Annotated in this window: 12 protein-coding genes; all 12 read left to right on the plus strand. The window is 41.8% G+C overall.

The genetic code is table 11. The annotated features are described in order from the left end of the window. The first annotated feature begins 17 nt into the window (after positions 1 to 17). Complete coding sequence (locus tag ACHOLT_RS08640; protein ID WP_425807286.1) at positions 18 to 758, plus strand: cache domain-containing protein; 741 nt, start codon at positions 18 to 20, stop codon at positions 756 to 758. 107 nt (positions 759 to 865) lie between these two features. After that, positions 866 to 1,792, plus strand: coding sequence for a sensor histidine kinase (locus tag ACHOLT_RS08645; RefSeq protein WP_425807287.1), 927 nt, complete (start codon positions 866 to 868; stop codon positions 1,790 to 1,792). Next, positions 1,776 to 3,251, plus strand: coding sequence for a sigma-54-dependent transcriptional regulator (locus tag ACHOLT_RS08650; RefSeq protein WP_425807288.1), 1,476 nt, complete (start codon positions 1,776 to 1,778; stop codon positions 3,249 to 3,251). Before ACHOLT_RS08645 ends, ACHOLT_RS08650 begins: the two co-directional genes overlap by 17 nt. A 274-nt stretch (positions 3,252 to 3,525) precedes the next feature. Then, on the plus strand, positions 3,526 to 4,278 hold the full coding sequence (locus tag ACHOLT_RS08655) for a hypothetical protein (RefSeq protein ID WP_425807290.1): 753 nt from the start codon (positions 3,526 to 3,528) through the stop codon (positions 4,276 to 4,278). A 27-nt stretch (positions 4,279 to 4,305) separates the two neighbouring features. Beyond that, positions 4,306 to 6,618, plus strand: coding sequence for a molybdopterin-dependent oxidoreductase (locus ACHOLT_RS08660; protein WP_425807292.1), 2,313 nt, complete (start codon positions 4,306 to 4,308; stop codon positions 6,616 to 6,618). A gap of 11 nt (positions 6,619 to 6,629) precedes the next feature. After that, a complete protein-coding gene (locus ACHOLT_RS08665; protein ID WP_425807294.1) occupies positions 6,630 to 7,337 on the plus strand; it encodes a TorD/DmsD family molecular chaperone in 708 nt (235 codons plus the stop codon). A 17-nt stretch (positions 7,338 to 7,354) separates the two neighbouring features. Then, a complete protein-coding gene (locus tag ACHOLT_RS08670; RefSeq protein WP_425807296.1) occupies positions 7,355 to 7,957 on the plus strand; it encodes a 4Fe-4S dicluster domain-containing protein in 603 nt (200 codons plus the stop codon). A gap of 5 nt (positions 7,958 to 7,962) precedes the next feature. Continuing rightward, positions 7,963 to 8,991 carry an NrfD/PsrC family molybdoenzyme membrane anchor subunit gene (gene nrfD / locus ACHOLT_RS08675; RefSeq protein ID WP_425807298.1) on the plus strand — a complete coding sequence of 343 codons (1,029 nt, stop codon included), beginning with the start codon at positions 7,963 to 7,965 and terminating at the stop codon, positions 8,989 to 8,991. A 293-nt stretch (positions 8,992 to 9,284) separates the two neighbouring features. Then, positions 9,285 to 11,369, plus strand: a complete 2,085-nt coding sequence (locus ACHOLT_RS08680) for a sigma-54 interaction domain-containing protein (RefSeq protein ID WP_425807300.1) — start codon at positions 9,285 to 9,287, stop codon at positions 11,367 to 11,369. 309 nt (positions 11,370 to 11,678) lie between these two features. After that, positions 11,679 to 11,849: a hypothetical protein gene (locus ACHOLT_RS08685; protein WP_425807302.1), complete on the plus strand. Its 171-nt coding sequence runs from the start codon at positions 11,679 to 11,681 to the stop codon at positions 11,847 to 11,849. A 714-nt stretch (positions 11,850 to 12,563) separates the two neighbouring features. Further along, entirely contained in the window at positions 12,564 to 14,792 is a 2,229-nt protein-coding gene (locus tag ACHOLT_RS08690) for a molybdopterin-dependent oxidoreductase (RefSeq protein WP_425807303.1), read from the plus strand. A gap of 19 nt (positions 14,793 to 14,811) precedes the next feature. Continuing rightward, the gene (locus ACHOLT_RS08695) at positions 14,812 to 15,147 is read left to right on the plus strand and encodes an oxidoreductase (RefSeq protein WP_425807305.1); all 336 of its coding nucleotides are present in this window, start codon (positions 14,812 to 14,814) and stop codon (positions 15,145 to 15,147) included. Positions 15,148 to 15,265: the final 118 nt, after the last annotated feature.

The following is a 15,265-nucleotide window of genomic DNA, read 5'->3' on the forward strand; positions in this document are numbered from 1 at the left end:
TAATTTTTGCGATAGTAATGTCTTTAGTTCCCTTGATAACTCTTGGAGGTTACAATCTTCAGGCTGCGCGGGGAAATTTGGAGGCTGCTGTCAGTTATCATCATGCCTATGATACATCAAGAATTGCTGCAGAAATAAATACAATGATAGAGGAAGCCGTAAGAACATTTTCAATACTCGCAAAGACAGAGGCTAATGATTTTCATTTAAAAAGCGTTAAAGAACGTGAACGAATTCTTTATGCATGCCTGACAACCTTACCTTACGTCTATGATATTTCTGCCATTGACCAAGAAGGGAAGGAACTTGCACATGTCTCTCGACTTGAAGTGACGGCTGGAGAGCCTTTAAATATTCAAGATTCATCAAGTATTCTTAAAAACTTTCAAATTCAAAAGATGTATATCGGTAAAGTATTTATGGATGATAATAACCAGCCCGCGTTTGAGCTAGCCATCCCTTTTCTCAATGCTGAACAGGGTTTTTCGGGAGGGATCATTGCTAAAATAAGTCTGCGGAGCATTATTGAGCGGATATCTCTCGTTTCCAATGGAAATGAAGAGTATATTTTTCTTGTCGATGAACAGGGAAATTTGATCGGGCATGAAGACTATAGCCAGGTTTTACGGCATGTTGATGTCCACCCAAGCATTCCATCTTCTGATACGCTAAAAAAGGTGAAGAGGGAGGTTTTCCCCTCGTCAGAAATTATCGTTCATATACAGGACAAAACGTCGTTGGAGCATATGCCCCGATAAAGGGTACTCAATGGGCTGTAATTTTAGAACAGCCTGAAACGGAAGCATATAGTTCATATAACAACCTTAAGAGAACTTTTATACTTAGTACTTTCGCTTTAAGCCTTTTGGTTTTAGGTATAAGCTTAATTTTCAGTCTTAAATTAAACCGACGTTTAGAAGAGGTTAAACAGGGAGTTCGAAGAATTCATCAGGGTGAGTGGGGCTTTACTTTCTCGATTCGTGGAGAGGACGAAATTGATGAAGTGCTTAAAGCTTTTAACCATCTGAGTCAAGAACTGGAACGGAAAAAGCAGATGGAAGCCGCAATGCGCCAAGCCGATAAAATGGTAACCGTTGGGCTTTTAGCAGCGGGGGTTGCCCATGAGATCAATAATCCTCTTGCGACAATTTTCCTCTCAGTCGAAGAGTTGTTAGAGCGTTTGGATAAAGGAGAACTGGAAACAACGAAACGGTTTGAGCTGCAAAGATATCTCAAGACCATTGCTGAACAATCGGAACGGTGTTCGGCAATTACACGCCAACTCCTAGATTTTGCTCATCAAAATAGTAATGAAGAACCCCAGTCTTTAATCAATGTAAATGATTTAATTACAAAGATTCTAGGTTTTATTGAATTTCGATTACGGAAACAAGATATTCAGCTTAAGCTAAAGCTCGCAGAGAAGCTTCCATTTCACTGGGGAGATGCAAGTGCAATTCAACAAGTTATTTTTAACCTCATCTGCAACTCAATTGGGGCAATGCCGGAAGGGGGAGTGCTCACAATTTGTACCTCATTTGAGAACGAGTGGGTTAACTTTTCCATTGAAGATAACGGGATTGGAATACCTGAAGAAAATCTTTCACGCATTTTTGAGCCCTTTTTTACGACAAAACCTGTAGGAAAAGGAACGGGGCTTGGTCTTTCGGTATGTTATGGACTTATTCAAAAAGCCCATGGCAAAATTGAGATTGAAAGTTCTCAAGGTTTAGGAACCGTTGTAAAAGTGAGTTTACCGCGAAAAGGAGATCAGAATGAGCAAGAACATTAATTTACTGATCGTTGATGATGAGGTAACTTATGCAGAGCTTTTAGGGGAACGCCTGAGCCGAAAGGGTTTTCAAGTAAAGGTCGTTCATAAGGTGGCAGAAGCAATGACCATGCTTCAAAAGCATAACTTTGATCTTGCTTTATTGGATCAGCGTTTACCTGACGGTGATGGCTTGGAGCTTTTGCAGCATGCAAAAGCAACTGATCCGAATTTAGAAGCCGTTATGCTAACAGGCTACGGTACTATGGAAAATGCAATTGAAGCTTTAAAAGATGGAGCCTATGATTATTTGACAAAACCGTGTAATGTTGCCAAGCTTGAGTTTACGTTATATAAAGCCTTAGAAAAAAGACGCTTGACCGAGCAAGCTGCCGGCCTGTCCGAAGCTTTACGAAGGCAATCCGGAGCGGGCCCTATTATTGGGCAAAGTGAATGCATGAAGAAAGTAATCGAGATGATTCGTCTCGTCTCTAATAGTGATGCTTCCGTTTTAATTCTTGGAGAAAGTGGAACAGGAAAGGAACTTGTCGCAAGAGCGCTCCACTTTTGGAGTGATCGTAGGGATCGACCCTTTCAGGCCTTGAATTCCGCTGCTTTACCGGCGCAGTTATTGGAAAATGAACTCTTTGGTCACGAGAGAGGTGCCTTTACGGGCGCAAATTCGGCAAAACCTGGGCTAATTGAGGTAGCTGATGGAGGAACTTTATTTCTTGACGAAGTAGGAGATATGGATTTATCCGTTCAAGCTAAGCTTCTTCGTTTTTTAGAGAGTGGAGAATTTTTAAGGGTAGGCTCGACTCGGGCAAGAAAAGTAAAAGTACGAGTGGTTACTGCTACAAATCGAAAGATTGAAGAAGATATTCGAGAGGGACGTTTTCGTGAGGATCTTTATTATCGTTTAAATGTGGTGAATATCGAAATTCCACCTTTAAGGAAACGAAAAGAAGATATTCCGCTTCTTGTTTCATACTTTTTAAAAAATAAATACGGTTCAAGAATTAAAAAAGAGTTGACTGAAGAATCTTATCTTGCTCTTCAAGAATATGATTACCCGGGGAATGTTCGTGAACTGGCTAATATTATTGAAAGGGGTGCCCTCCTTGCAAGAGGATCTTTCATAGAACCTCAGCATATATTTTGCTCAAGTATGAAGGAATTAAAAAAGGATGAATTCAGAAGGCAACATTCCTTTCAAGGAGAAACTGCGACATCCTTAAAAGTGAGTGAACCGTTCCCTCGATCTTTGATTTCCAAAAACGAAGGAACAAATAGAATAGAAAATATATCATTGAGTGAAGCGGACTTGAGTTTAGAGTCCGTAGAAAGGCGGCATATTCATACGGTTATGCAACTTGTCGGGGGGAATAAGACCCAGGCGGCTAAAAAGCTAGGGATTGGGCTACGGACCCTTTATCGGAAAATTGAAGAGTATGGTTTAGATAAGGAGTTTGATACATAAGTTACTTGAAAGTGAATTCTGTGAGTTGATCAAATTGACAAAAACCTTGCCTAAATGGCATACCCCTGTCATTATGGCAATGAAATATTTTAAGTAAGAACGAAGCCTGGTCTTTGATTAGACCAGGTTATTCTTTATGGGTTGCGCTTTTGGGCCATTTTTCGGCTCAATATATACCATCTATGGGCTTAGCTATTTATTGGCATTGTATTTGCAATAACTATCACATAGCGGGTAACAAAATAACAAGAAAAAGGAGAGGTGACCAAAGAACATGAAACGCCGTGAATTTATCCAAATTTCCGCTCTCGGTGCGACAGCTCTTGCCGGTTTGGGGCTAAACAAATTAACCTTTGCTGATGAACCTCCTGAATTTGCAGCAATTTCTGGATCAGGGCAAGAAGTAGAAGCTCGGATTGATACTAAAACGGGTCAAGTTCAATTAAATCCTAACATCATAATGAGGCACAGCGCTTGTTTAGGATGTTACAGTTCTTGTGGTAACCGCGTTAAAATCGATAAGCGCACGGGTAAAATTCTTCGAGTCTTTGGCAACCCGTATAATCCTCATAATGCTGGCCCAGCACTTTCCTATAATGCTCCTTTAACGGAGAGTTATCTTGCCTTTAGTACTTTTCAAGGACGAGGGCATAAGGGAAGAGCCACTCTCTGTGCCAGAGGAAATGCAACTTTAGATGCGAATTATGACCCTTACCGGAATCTTGTTCCTTTAAAAAGGACAGGAAAACGCGGGGAAGGAAAATGGAAGCCGATTACTTGGGAACAAGCAATCCAAGAGACTGCAGAAGGTGGGGAACTCTTTAAAGATTTAGGAGAGAAAGCAGTTGAAGGGTTTCATCAAATTTATGATGTTAAAACCCCGATGGATTCTGCTCAACCCGAACTTGGGCCTAAATCCAATCAGCTAGTTCTCATTGGTGGACGAGGTGATGGCAGGACAGCTTATGCAGTACGTTTTATGGGGGCCTTTGGGAGTGTAAATAACTTTTCCCACGGATACTCATGAGGGGGCTCTAAGACGCCTGCGTCGCAGGTGATAGCTGGTGGCAACATCCTTAAACCGGATGTGGAAAACGCCGAATATATCCTGTATATAGGTGCATATCCTGGGCACAGCGGAAAACCAATGCAAACGATTGCACGTCAAGCAGCTATTCGGTCAAGTTCAGGAACTCTTAAATTCGATGTCGTTGACCCCGTATTAGCAGGAGGAGCAGTGAGCCCAATCGGAGGAAATACCCAATGGATTCCGATCAAGCCTACAACGGATAGCGCTTTCGTAATGGGTATGCTTTATTGGATGATTGATAACAACAAGATAAACGCAGATTTTTTAAGTTTCCCAAACCTTAATGCTGCGAAGAAAAAGGGATTTAATAGCTGGACGAACGCTGCACACCTTGTAATAACAGATTCTGAACATCCCAATAAACGAAAATTATTAAGAGCTGAGGATATAGGGTTAGCAGTACCGCCGGCGCCAGAACCTGATCCCAAGGCAGCAACGACGACAACACCTCCTCAGTATTTCGTCGTGATTGATAAAGCAACCGGTAAACCTGCGCTTCACAGCGATTCAAACGAAGCTGATTTGCTTTTTAAAGGGGAAGTGACGGACTCCAGCGGTAAAAGTATCCAAGTTGAAACCTCCTTTATGATTCTTAAAGAAAGCATCTTCAAGCAAGATATTGCTGCTTATTCAAAAATTTGTGGTGTACCGGAAGCCACCATTATTGACATAGCAAAAGAGTTCTCGTCTCATGGAACAAAAGCAGCTGCTGATGGCATGGGGAATACAGCCTCGTCAACCGGCTTTGATGCCTCAATGGCACAATATCTTTTGACGTTGATGATTGGCAGCATGAATAAAAAAGGCGGCGTAATTACTCGCCGGAATGCCTATAAATCTGTTGCCCCAGGACCGCGCTACGATCTTGCTAATTACCCGAATAAGCCTAAAACCTCAGGAATAAATATCAGCCGTGCTGGAGTTCCTTACGAAAAAACACCCGAGTTCAAGATGCGTAAAGCCAAAGGAGAAAATCCCTATCCTGCGAAAATGCCTTGGCATCCCGTTGGAAGCGGCTCAGATAATCAAGCCATATTTTCAATTGTCAACGGATATCCCTATCAGGCGAAAATCTTAATGTTTTGGATGTCAAACCCTTTAATGACCACTCCTGCTGCAGCTCGTGAAGAAGTATTAAAAGAACTTAAAAAGGCGGAGCGTGTTCCGCTGATTATAGCAGTGGACGCTTTTATGGGTGAATCGACCTCGATTGCTGATTATATCATCCCTGATACGACACCTTACGAAAGCTGGGCCCATGCAAATAGTGAAGGAAACTGCCCAGGTAAAGTTTTAACTGTGCGTTGGCCTGTTGTCGAACCCATGACAGGAAAGATTTCGGATAATCGGTATGCGTGTTTTGAAAATTATTGTATTGATGTGGCCAAGAAGATCGGCATCCCAGGATTTGGAGATCAGGCAATCCCTGGTGCTGATAAGAAACTCTATCCGTTAAATACTCCTGAGGATTTCTTCCTAAGAGGTATTGCCAATGTTGCCTATGATGGCGAACCTGTCCCGAATATTTCTGAAGATGAAATCAAGCTGCAGGATCTTGAAACTGCCACAAAGTCATGGAAGAATTCATTAAGTACAGAAGAGTGGCCTAAAGCTCTCTATGTGTTAGCACGGGGTGGCCGATTCGAAGATGGCGCTAAGGCATTTGTTGGTGACAACCACAAATATGGTTTTACCGGATGCTTTAGTCTTTATGTTGAGAAGATGGCTGCAGCACTTAATTCGTTTACGGGTAAGCCATTCTCCGGAACCTTGATCTATAACGAAGAAGCTTTTGCTGATGGGACAACGCTCCAACAGAAATACCCTCAAAAAGAATGGCCTTTCCAAGGAGTCTCGTATAAGGCGAAGTTCCGTAGTGTTTCCATGCTGGCCAATACCGTTCTTCGTGACTTAAATAAGACGAATTCAATCGAGATTAATCCTGAAGATGCGGCTTCGCTTAAATTAAAAACGGGAGATAAAGTCAAGCTGATTTCAGCCACCGGTGGAGAGGCTGTGGGAATATTACTGGTCCGCCAAGGAGTGGCACGGGGAACCGTCGCAGTTGCTTTCGGTTATGGGCATTGGGAGTATGGATCTCGTGTACAACAAGCCGGTGATAAGAAAACGGGTGGAGAAGCAAGTATTGCATCCGGTGTGCTTCTCAGCGGAATAAGCTTGGTAGATCCGACAGTTAAAGGTGTCTTTGGCTTTAGTGAAATGTCAACAGGCGGCCCAAGCAGAAACGGCGGAGCATTCCGAATTGAAAAAGCATAGGCGGTGTTTTTATGAGTACCCTAAGCTTTTTATCTAATGACCTCGCAGAGGCTCAACAAAATACTGGCTTTCGCTTGAATACGTATTCTTTTTTGGCAGAGATATTTCTTCAAGAGCCTAACTTAAACCGATGGCCTAAGCAACACCAGAGTATTAATGAACAACTGCAGGAAATAGGAGAAACTTCGTCTTTTTCAGACCACATTCCCGAATGGGGATCGACTGTAATTGAAAAGGTCCGGCAAGAGTTCTACGATTGTTTCTTTGTGCCAAGATCTGAACGCTATGTTCCACCGTTTGAATCAGCATTGCGAACCTATAAACCGGGAGTTAAAAAACCCTTTGGAGCCTTGAATTCCCCGGAGGGAAATCATGTTGCTCAATGCTATAAAGTGATTAACTTTAATCCGTGGGAACTTAATATTTTTGCTCCCCTTCGGGAAATTCGTCTACCTGATCATATCGGTTTTGAATTAGCTTTTATGGCTATGCTTTGTGGAGCAGAATGTGAAGCTTGGAAAAATGATCAGCAGGAATATGCCCAAAAATGGAGAGAAATGGAGAAAAGATTTTTAGCAGAGCATTTATCCCAGTGGGTATCTCAGTTCTCGCAAGCTCTTCAAGAAATAGCCCCCGGATTTTATGCTGATGCTGCCAAGTTAACTGAACAGTGGGTATTGAGCGATAATGAGGATTTAATCCAAAGTACTATGCATTAAGAGAGGAGGATATACAAATGCCCGATAATAAGGTTCATTATGGCATGGTCATAGATTTAAGGCGTTGTGTCGGGTGCCATGCTTGTACGGTTACCTGCAAAATGGAAAACAATGTTTCAGAAGGTTTCTTTCGATCTTGGGTCGTCGAGGCTGATAAGGGAAAGTATCCAAATGTTATTCGAGTGAAATTACCCCGACTGTGCAACCAATGTGAGAAGGCTCCCTGTGAACAAGTTTGTCCAGTCAATGCAACCCATCGTGATGAGGGAGGGGTTGTTATTGTGGACACGAAGAAATGCATTGGCTGCCGATATTGTGTGTCTGCTTGTATCTATGATGCGCGCTATGTCAGCTCCGAAAAAGGTACTGCGGATAAATGTGATTTCTGCCTCGATCGAGTAAAAGCGGGGTTAATGCCCGCTTGTGTCAGCACCTGCATTGCTCATGCCCGTTACTTTGGCGATTTGAACGATCCTCAAAGCGAAGTCAGTCAACTCCTTAGCGAGAATTCTTGCCAAGTTCTTCGACCTGAACTCGGGACTAATCCCAGTGTCTATTATATCGGGTTGGATAAGGCTCTTGAGGGAGCGGATTATGCTAACCTGGTGAAAGGGAGGTAAATGGGATGGATCTGATCTATGTTTTTCAGACAGAGCATTACGCAGCCTTTAGTCCGTTAATTGTTCTTTATTTCTTTCTCGCAGGGCTCAGTGCCGGCCTGTTTCTTCTATCAAGTCTAGGTCCTGTGTTTGGACTTAAGAATTTTAAACCTCTGGCAAAGCCTTCCTGCGCCATGGCACTGGCTACGCTTATTCCTGGGCTTTTAGCGTTAATCTTTGATTTGGGCCAACCTCTGCGTGCTTTAACTCTTTTTTTCCGAGTTAACCCAGCTTCTGTAATGAGTTGGGGCTCATTTATTCTCTTAATCTATGGCATCGTTTGCCTTATTTACGCCCATTTCCTATGGAGAGAGAATGACAAAGCAAAGGTTTGGGGGAAAGTAGGGGTAATCTTTGCCATAGCCCTTGGACTCTACACAGGATTTCTGCTGGCAGTGGTTCCCGGCCGGCCGCTCTGGAACTCCGCTCTGCTTCCGATCCTGTTCCTGACATCGGGTTTGGTCGCTGCACTCAGTTTAATTAGCTTGCTTCAAGGTTTTCTGCCCAAGACCCTCCAACTTGAAAGCGGAGATGCTAAAGACGCACTGCACGGAATGAAAGTTTGGATGGTGGTCCTTGAAATTTTACTGATCGCTTTCCACTTTATTTCAGTTCTAACCCTCAACGGAGCCGGAAGAGCAGTCATTATGAATCTGTTAAGCGGAACAAAGGCGTTTTCCTTTATACTCGTTCAGGTTGTTCTAGGAATGGTTCTGCCGCTAGCCATTGTTCTCATCAGCAAAGGTTCAGCCAAAGCATTGGGAATGTCTGGTCTGTTGAGCCTGATCGGAGTTTTTGCCTTGCGCTATAACTTTATTTTCGGCGGAGAGGAACTCCCGAATTCAGGGACTTTGCTCTTCCGATTCGATGGGAATGCCTGGATTTCTGTCACTGTCCTTTTAGTTCTCACCATAGTTTTGGTTCTCATTATGCCAAGGCTTCTGGGGAATCTAATGAAAGGTAAAACAACAACTCAGATGAGAGAGTCATTTTAAATCACTTCAACTGAGCTTGTTTAGGTATTTCAAAAATTAATTCTATTAGGTATAAATATTTGGTATATTTAGTCTTATTTGCGCTAACTGCAGGTTACTTGTAACCTGCAGTTATTTTTTAAAGTAATTAAAGACTGTTTTTTCAGTTCAGGATAGGCCCTCCAACTAAATCAATAATATACAAAAAAAGGTTATCCATTATATAATGGACATATAGCATAATTTGTATAATGCATAATTAAGAAAGTAGGCGATATGGTCAAATAATTTGGTGTGGTAAAGGAGGATTTGCGGTGGATACAAAGATAACTGACCCGCATAGCTTACAAAACAATAGTCTATTTTCCATCGATAATTATCGCATTATGAATCGGGAACGCTGGGAAGGGATAGTGGAATGCAAAAAGAAATTTTTAGCTGATCAAAGCTATGATCCGCGTGAATGCCCATATATGGACCCGGATATAGCTGCTTCTTGGATTATGTGTCGTAAGATGGATGCCAATCCTTACCAATCTTTACTGGGCCGCAGGTTAAAAAATGAAGCTTTTTTAAAAGTAATGGAAAAAAATAACAATTTAATAAAAATTACCACACCTATAATAAACACGTTCAAAAACCTGGCTATTTCGAATTCTTACGGGATATATCTAGCTGATAACAGAGGCGTATTTTTATTGCACGAAGGCAAAGTATTAACCCTGCCGGTTGAGGCTTCATTAATTGGAATGATATGGGATGAGTCACTCATTGGTACATCTGCTCATTCAATGAGCATGAATCACAAGCGCCCATTTATACTATTCGGGGCTGAAAATTATTGCAGAGGGCTAGAAAATATCGTAGCTTCAGCGGCTTGTATAAAAGACGAGAATGGAAACGTTATTGCTACCATTGTTTTGGCCCAGGTATTGAAAAAGGAACCCTGGGATGAACTCTTTCAGAAATACTGTACGAATACACTTGCTTTGATTACAGCGATCAGTACGGCAGTGGAATCGCAGCTTAGATTGCAAAAGAGCTTTGCTAGTCTTAAAATGGCAAATAAGACTCTAGAAGCTACTTTAGCTTCAATTGATGAGGGTATTATTACTATTGATCAGAACGGCATGATTGTTTATAGCAATGAAGAGGGCAGAAAAATATTTAAATTGTCAGAAGATGAAGCCTATCATAGCAATATTCGTAATTTCCTGGAAAAGGATTCCAAACTTATAGCAATGGCTGCAAAAGGTGAGTCAGGTAATATCGAGGAAACAATACACTCTGACCAAATTGATGAGAATTATGTTATCAATGTTCAATCGGTTCTAGACGACAATACAGAAGAATTTGATGGAGCGCTTCTCAGAATTAATTCGGTAGGCAAGATAAATGCACTGACTGCCAACCGCGCCGGCGCAGTAGCCCGATTTACTTTTGAAAATATTATCGGTGAAAGTGATGCCATTAAAAAGGCTATCACCAAAGGCCAATATTATTCAGAGGCTCCGGAAAATATTCTTTTAATCGGTGAAAGCGGGACGGGCAAAGAACTTTTTGCTCAGTCTATCCATAACAAGTATTGCTCCGGTGGACCATTTATTGCCGTAAATTGTGCAGCATTACCAAGGGAGCTTATTGAAAGTGAATTATTCGGCTACGAAGGTGGAAGTTTTACAGGTGCAGATCGCAGCGGACGACCCGGTAAAATAGAACTGGCGGAAGGCGGTACTCTATTTCTGGATGAAATTGGTGACATGCCCTTTGAGCTTCAGGCCGTTATGCTTAGGGTTTTGGAAGACAAGCAAGTGATGCGTATTGGAGCACGGCGTTCAAAAAAAGTAGATTTTAAAGTTATTGCCGCCACCAACCAGAATCTTAGTAGTATGGTTAAGGCAAAGCGTTTCCGAGCGGATTTATATTATCGTCTATCCGTTTTGACGATTGCCATTCCTCCACTACGAGATAGAAATAAAGATATATACTTATTGGCTAACTATTTTGTAAGGAGATATTCTAGGAAAATTGGCAAAAAGATTCCAAAGATCAGTCAGAGTGTATTAGACGTAATTAACAACTACACTTGGCCTGGAAATGTCAGGGAACTGGAAAATGCCATGGTTCATGCGGTAATCAATTCTGGGGAAATAATTAATATTCAAGACCTACCGGAAAAATTTATTTTTATGGATACCTTTAAAACATCAGACGATATAGTTAACTATGATAATATTGAAGAAATGGACAAAATTCAATCTTTAGCCGACACCGAAAAAAGCGCTATACTTAAAGGCATGAAAATGGCAAAAGGAAATGTAGTTCTCGCTGCTTGTTTGCTAGGTATTAGCAAGTCAACGATCTATAGAAAATTAAAAGAATATGATATTAATTATTAGATAAAAAATTAATTAATATGTTGATTATGCCTATCGGCGAATAGCAGAATTAAACTAAAGTAGCGTTTGGTTATTTAGAAGTGGTAAGAAGATCAGGAAATTACCAATAAAGTTTCTTTTTGGCACTCGCCAAGTAAAGTTCACGTAAAACAAGATATATAAAACGTTAAAAAGCCCGTACATCCGGGCTTTTTAATTTTTTAAAAAATTACTATTTGTTGGTATATATCTTGCAATTTCAAATAATAGCATGAATTTTAAAGTAGTTCTTGCGGAGAAAAAATTTTAATAATCAGGGGGTAAAGTATTATGTGTTTTAGACCACCAAGCGCAGCTAAAAATGTTAAATGCTCTAAATGCGGTATGTTTAATCCGTCCACATTGCCGAAATGCAGAAAATGCGGGACGGAAATACCAAAAGAATCAGCTGAAATGGAAATACCGAAAGAATCAGCCGAAACAGAAAAAAACGATCAATAGGTAGTTTATTGAAAGAACTGGCTTTAATAAAAATGGCCAGTTCTTTCTTTAGACAGCGATATGTCATAATTCCCAGGGTATTCCCGAGATATTCCTAAATAAATAAAATATACCAACAGGCTCAATTTCATTTCAATCCATTACCTGCTTAAAAATAGCTTAATACAGCCTTAAAAATTATATTTGCTAGGGAAAACAATGATTGGCGTGATTATTGCAATGTAACTTATATTGGACAGTAAACCAACGAAATGACAAATAAGGGGGGATGACAACCGAGGGGAATGTGCGCATGAAGCCCATCTTAAGGCTGTTTGTTCAACATCTGACCGTAACAGCGATGGATTGGAATTTTGCTTTTTGCTTTTTGGGTTGAAGAATAAAGTTATAAGGAGGCAGAGCAGTTATGAGCAAGGACAACGGTTTCAAACCGGAAAGTGACACAACTAACGAGTATGTGAATTACAGTCTAAGTGACTATGCGACCAAAAATGTAAAGTGCCCTTCATGTGGCATGTTTAATCCACCGACGCTTGAAAAGTGTCGCAGATGCAAAGCTGACGTTCCTAAAAAAAAGAAATAGGATAGCTCATTATACTGATAAAGGATATTCACAACCTAATGCGCGCATGAGACTCGGGTCAGGTTATTGTTTCATTGGATTTAGGTTTTTGTTTGTGATAAGTGTTAGAAATTATAAGGGGGTATGCACTAATGGGTAGTGATAGTAAAAAAGTACAGTGGCAAGAAGGGGATTTAACAGTAACCCGTACATGTGCCTGGACAGCTCCGGGTTGTCATGATGGCTGCGCAGTCCTTTATTACACAAAAGGAAATGAACTTGTTAAGGTAGAAGGGGACCCAGAAAGCAAATATAATTTTGGCAGACTGTGCATGCGATGCTTGAGTATGCCGGAACTGGTCAACGATCCCAAACGGGTTAAATGGCCAATGAAGAGGATTGGTGAACGTGGAGAGAATAAATGGGAGCGGATTACCTGGGATCAAGCCTATGATATTATCGAAGAAAAAGTCCGTGAAATTTGGAAAGATTATGGGCCCGAGTCTATCGTAACTGCCATTGGAACAGGACGTAATACATGGTCCATCGTACCGAAATTGACTTATTCGGCTTTTAAAAGTCCTAACTTCTCTATGGGGTTCCTGGCCGGTGATTCCTGTTACCTGCCTCGTGCCGCAGCCATGGGAACCATGCTCGGGGATTTCTTTATTACTGATGCATCTCAGATGGACGAACGCCGTTATGAAAATCCCGAGTGGAAACGCCCGGAAGTTGTTGTAATCTGGGGTAATAACCCTATTATCAGCAATGGTGACGGATTCCTCGGCCACTGGATTGTTGATATGATGAAAATGGGGACAAAACTTATCGTGGTAGACCCCCACCTGACATGGTTTGCTTCCAGAGCGGATTATTGGCTGCAGCTTCGCCCAGGTACTGATGCTGCCGTTGGGTTGGCTATGCTTAATGTTATCATTCAAGAAGGACTATATGATAAAGAATTCGTAGAAAAATGGATTTATGGGTTTGAACAATTGGCTGAACGGGTTAAAGAATATCCTCTTGATAAAGCAGAAGAAATTACCTGGGTTCCCGCGGAAAAGATTGCGGCGGCAGCACGCCTGTTTGCTAAAGCTAAACCTGCAGCGATTCAATGGGGGTTGGCTATAGATACTCAGAGAGCCGGCGTTTCGGTTGCTAACTCTATTTGTGCCCTGGTTGCGATTACCGGCAACCTTGATGTTCCTGGCGGAAACCATCTTATACGGTCGGCATTCGGTGTAGACCGCCTTGCCCACGTAGCGTCAGACTGGGGTCTTGCTGAGTTGTCGGAGGAAATGCGGGCGAAGCGTCTCGGTGTTGCAGAATATCCGCTGCTCAAATTTGGACTAGCTGTAACATCACGCGGAGACACAGTTTTAGAGGCGATTGAAACTGACAGGCCGTATCCCGTTCGGATGTACTGGATGGAATCTACAAACACCTTTGTGAATACCTCAGCAGAAGCCCCCCGCGTATACAAAGCATTGAAAAAAGTACCCTTCGTTGTATGTGTTGATCCTGTTTTAACTCCTTCTGCTGTAGCCTTTGCTGATCTGGTTCTGCCAGCTGCAATGAGTGTTGAACGTGACAGCTTAAGAAACTGGTGGACACCGTTAAGATCCATTTCCAAGGTTACTCAATTTGAAGACTGTAAGACGGATGAGGAAATTGTTTTAGATCTAGGCAAACGTCTGAATCCTGAAGCTTTCCCATGGGATACGGTGGAAGACATGATTGACTGGGCTTTAAAACCAGCCGGTGTAACCTTCAAAGAGCTGGAAGAAAAAGTTGTAATGTGGCCGAAAGCTCATTACAAAAAATATGAAAGTGGTAAGCTCCGTCCAGACGGAGAGCCAGGGTTTAATACTGATACCGGATTGGTTAATCTTTACCAGGATATTTTTGTTGAATGGGGCCTGGATCCGCTTCCGTACCATATGGAACCGGTATACAGCCCGGTCGCTACTCCGCAATTGATGAAGGAATATCCGTTAGTTCTAACTGCAGGAGCAAGGTCATGGGAATTCTTCCATTCTGAACACCGTCAGAGTGCCACCATGCGGGAATTCCATCCGAACCCAAGAGTAACCATGCACCCCGATACAGCTGCTAAATATGGCATTAAAGAGGGAGACTGGGTATGGATTGAAAATAACTTAGGCAAATGCAAACAGGTGGCTGTACTTGATCCGGGTTGGGATCCCAGAGTTGTTCATGGTGAACACGGCTGGTGGTTCCCGGAAAGAGAAGCAGCAGAACCTACCCTTTATGGGGCATTCGAATCTAACATCAACAACCTTACAACACAGTGTACAACCGGCCCCACCGGATATGGAGCTCCGATAAAGAACACCATTTGTAAGATTTACAAAGCATAAAAAAAGGAGGTAAAGAAATATGTCGCAAAACGGTTTATTAATAGATTATGAATATTGCACGGGATGTCATAGCTGTGAAGTTGCCTGTAAAAAAGAGTTAAATCTTCCCGTAGGTAAATTCGGTATTAAATTAGCTAAAAATGGTCCTTTTAAACTTAAAGATTCGGAAGACAAATGGGAATTAACCTATGTTCCCATCCCCACACATCTTTGTGATTTGTGCGGCGATAGAGTGGCTGCAGGTAAAAAACCCAGTTGTGTACACCATTGCCAGGCATCCGTTATTGAATATGGACCGGTAGAAGAACTAGCCAAAAAAATAAACGGTTCAAGAAAAGTGCTTTTTGTTCCTTAAGCAATTTTAATGGACCAGAAGTTTTCAGCCTTAAAAGCCGTATATTTATACCCCCCTCTTTATGAGGGGGGTGTAAATCAAAAATTGGCAAAGGAAAAACATTTAATTTCTATATTGA

The sequence above is a fragment of the Desulfitobacterium nosdiversum genome, assembly GCF_049860565.1.
Lineage (GTDB): Bacteria > Bacillota > Desulfitobacteriia > Desulfitobacteriales > Desulfitobacteriaceae > Desulfitobacterium_A > Desulfitobacterium_A nosdiversum.

Coding starts and splice junctions, on each gene's coding strand:
- ACHOLT_RS08640 (WP_425807286.1), top strand. CDS start 18: ATGTCTTTAGTTCCCTTGATAACTCTTGGAGGTTACAATCTTCAGGCT.
- ACHOLT_RS08650 (WP_425807288.1), top strand. CDS start 1,776: ATGAGCAAGAACATTAATTTACTGATCGTTGATGATGAGGTAACTTAT.
- ACHOLT_RS08655 (WP_425807290.1), top strand. CDS start 3,526: ATGAAACGCCGTGAATTTATCCAAATTTCCGCTCTCGGTGCGACAGCT.
- ACHOLT_RS08665 (WP_425807294.1), top strand. CDS start 6,630: ATGAGTACCCTAAGCTTTTTATCTAATGACCTCGCAGAGGCTCAACAA.
- ACHOLT_RS08670 (WP_425807296.1), top strand. CDS start 7,355: ATGCCCGATAATAAGGTTCATTATGGCATGGTCATAGATTTAAGGCGT.
- nrfD (WP_425807298.1), top strand. CDS start 7,963: ATGGATCTGATCTATGTTTTTCAGACAGAGCATTACGCAGCCTTTAGT.
- ACHOLT_RS08685 (WP_425807302.1), top strand. CDS start 11,679: ATGTGTTTTAGACCACCAAGCGCAGCTAAAAATGTTAAATGCTCTAAA.
- ACHOLT_RS08690 (WP_425807303.1), top strand. CDS start 12,564: ATGGGTAGTGATAGTAAAAAAGTACAGTGGCAAGAAGGGGATTTAACA.
- ACHOLT_RS08695 (WP_425807305.1), top strand. CDS start 14,812: ATGTCGCAAAACGGTTTATTAATAGATTATGAATATTGCACGGGATGT.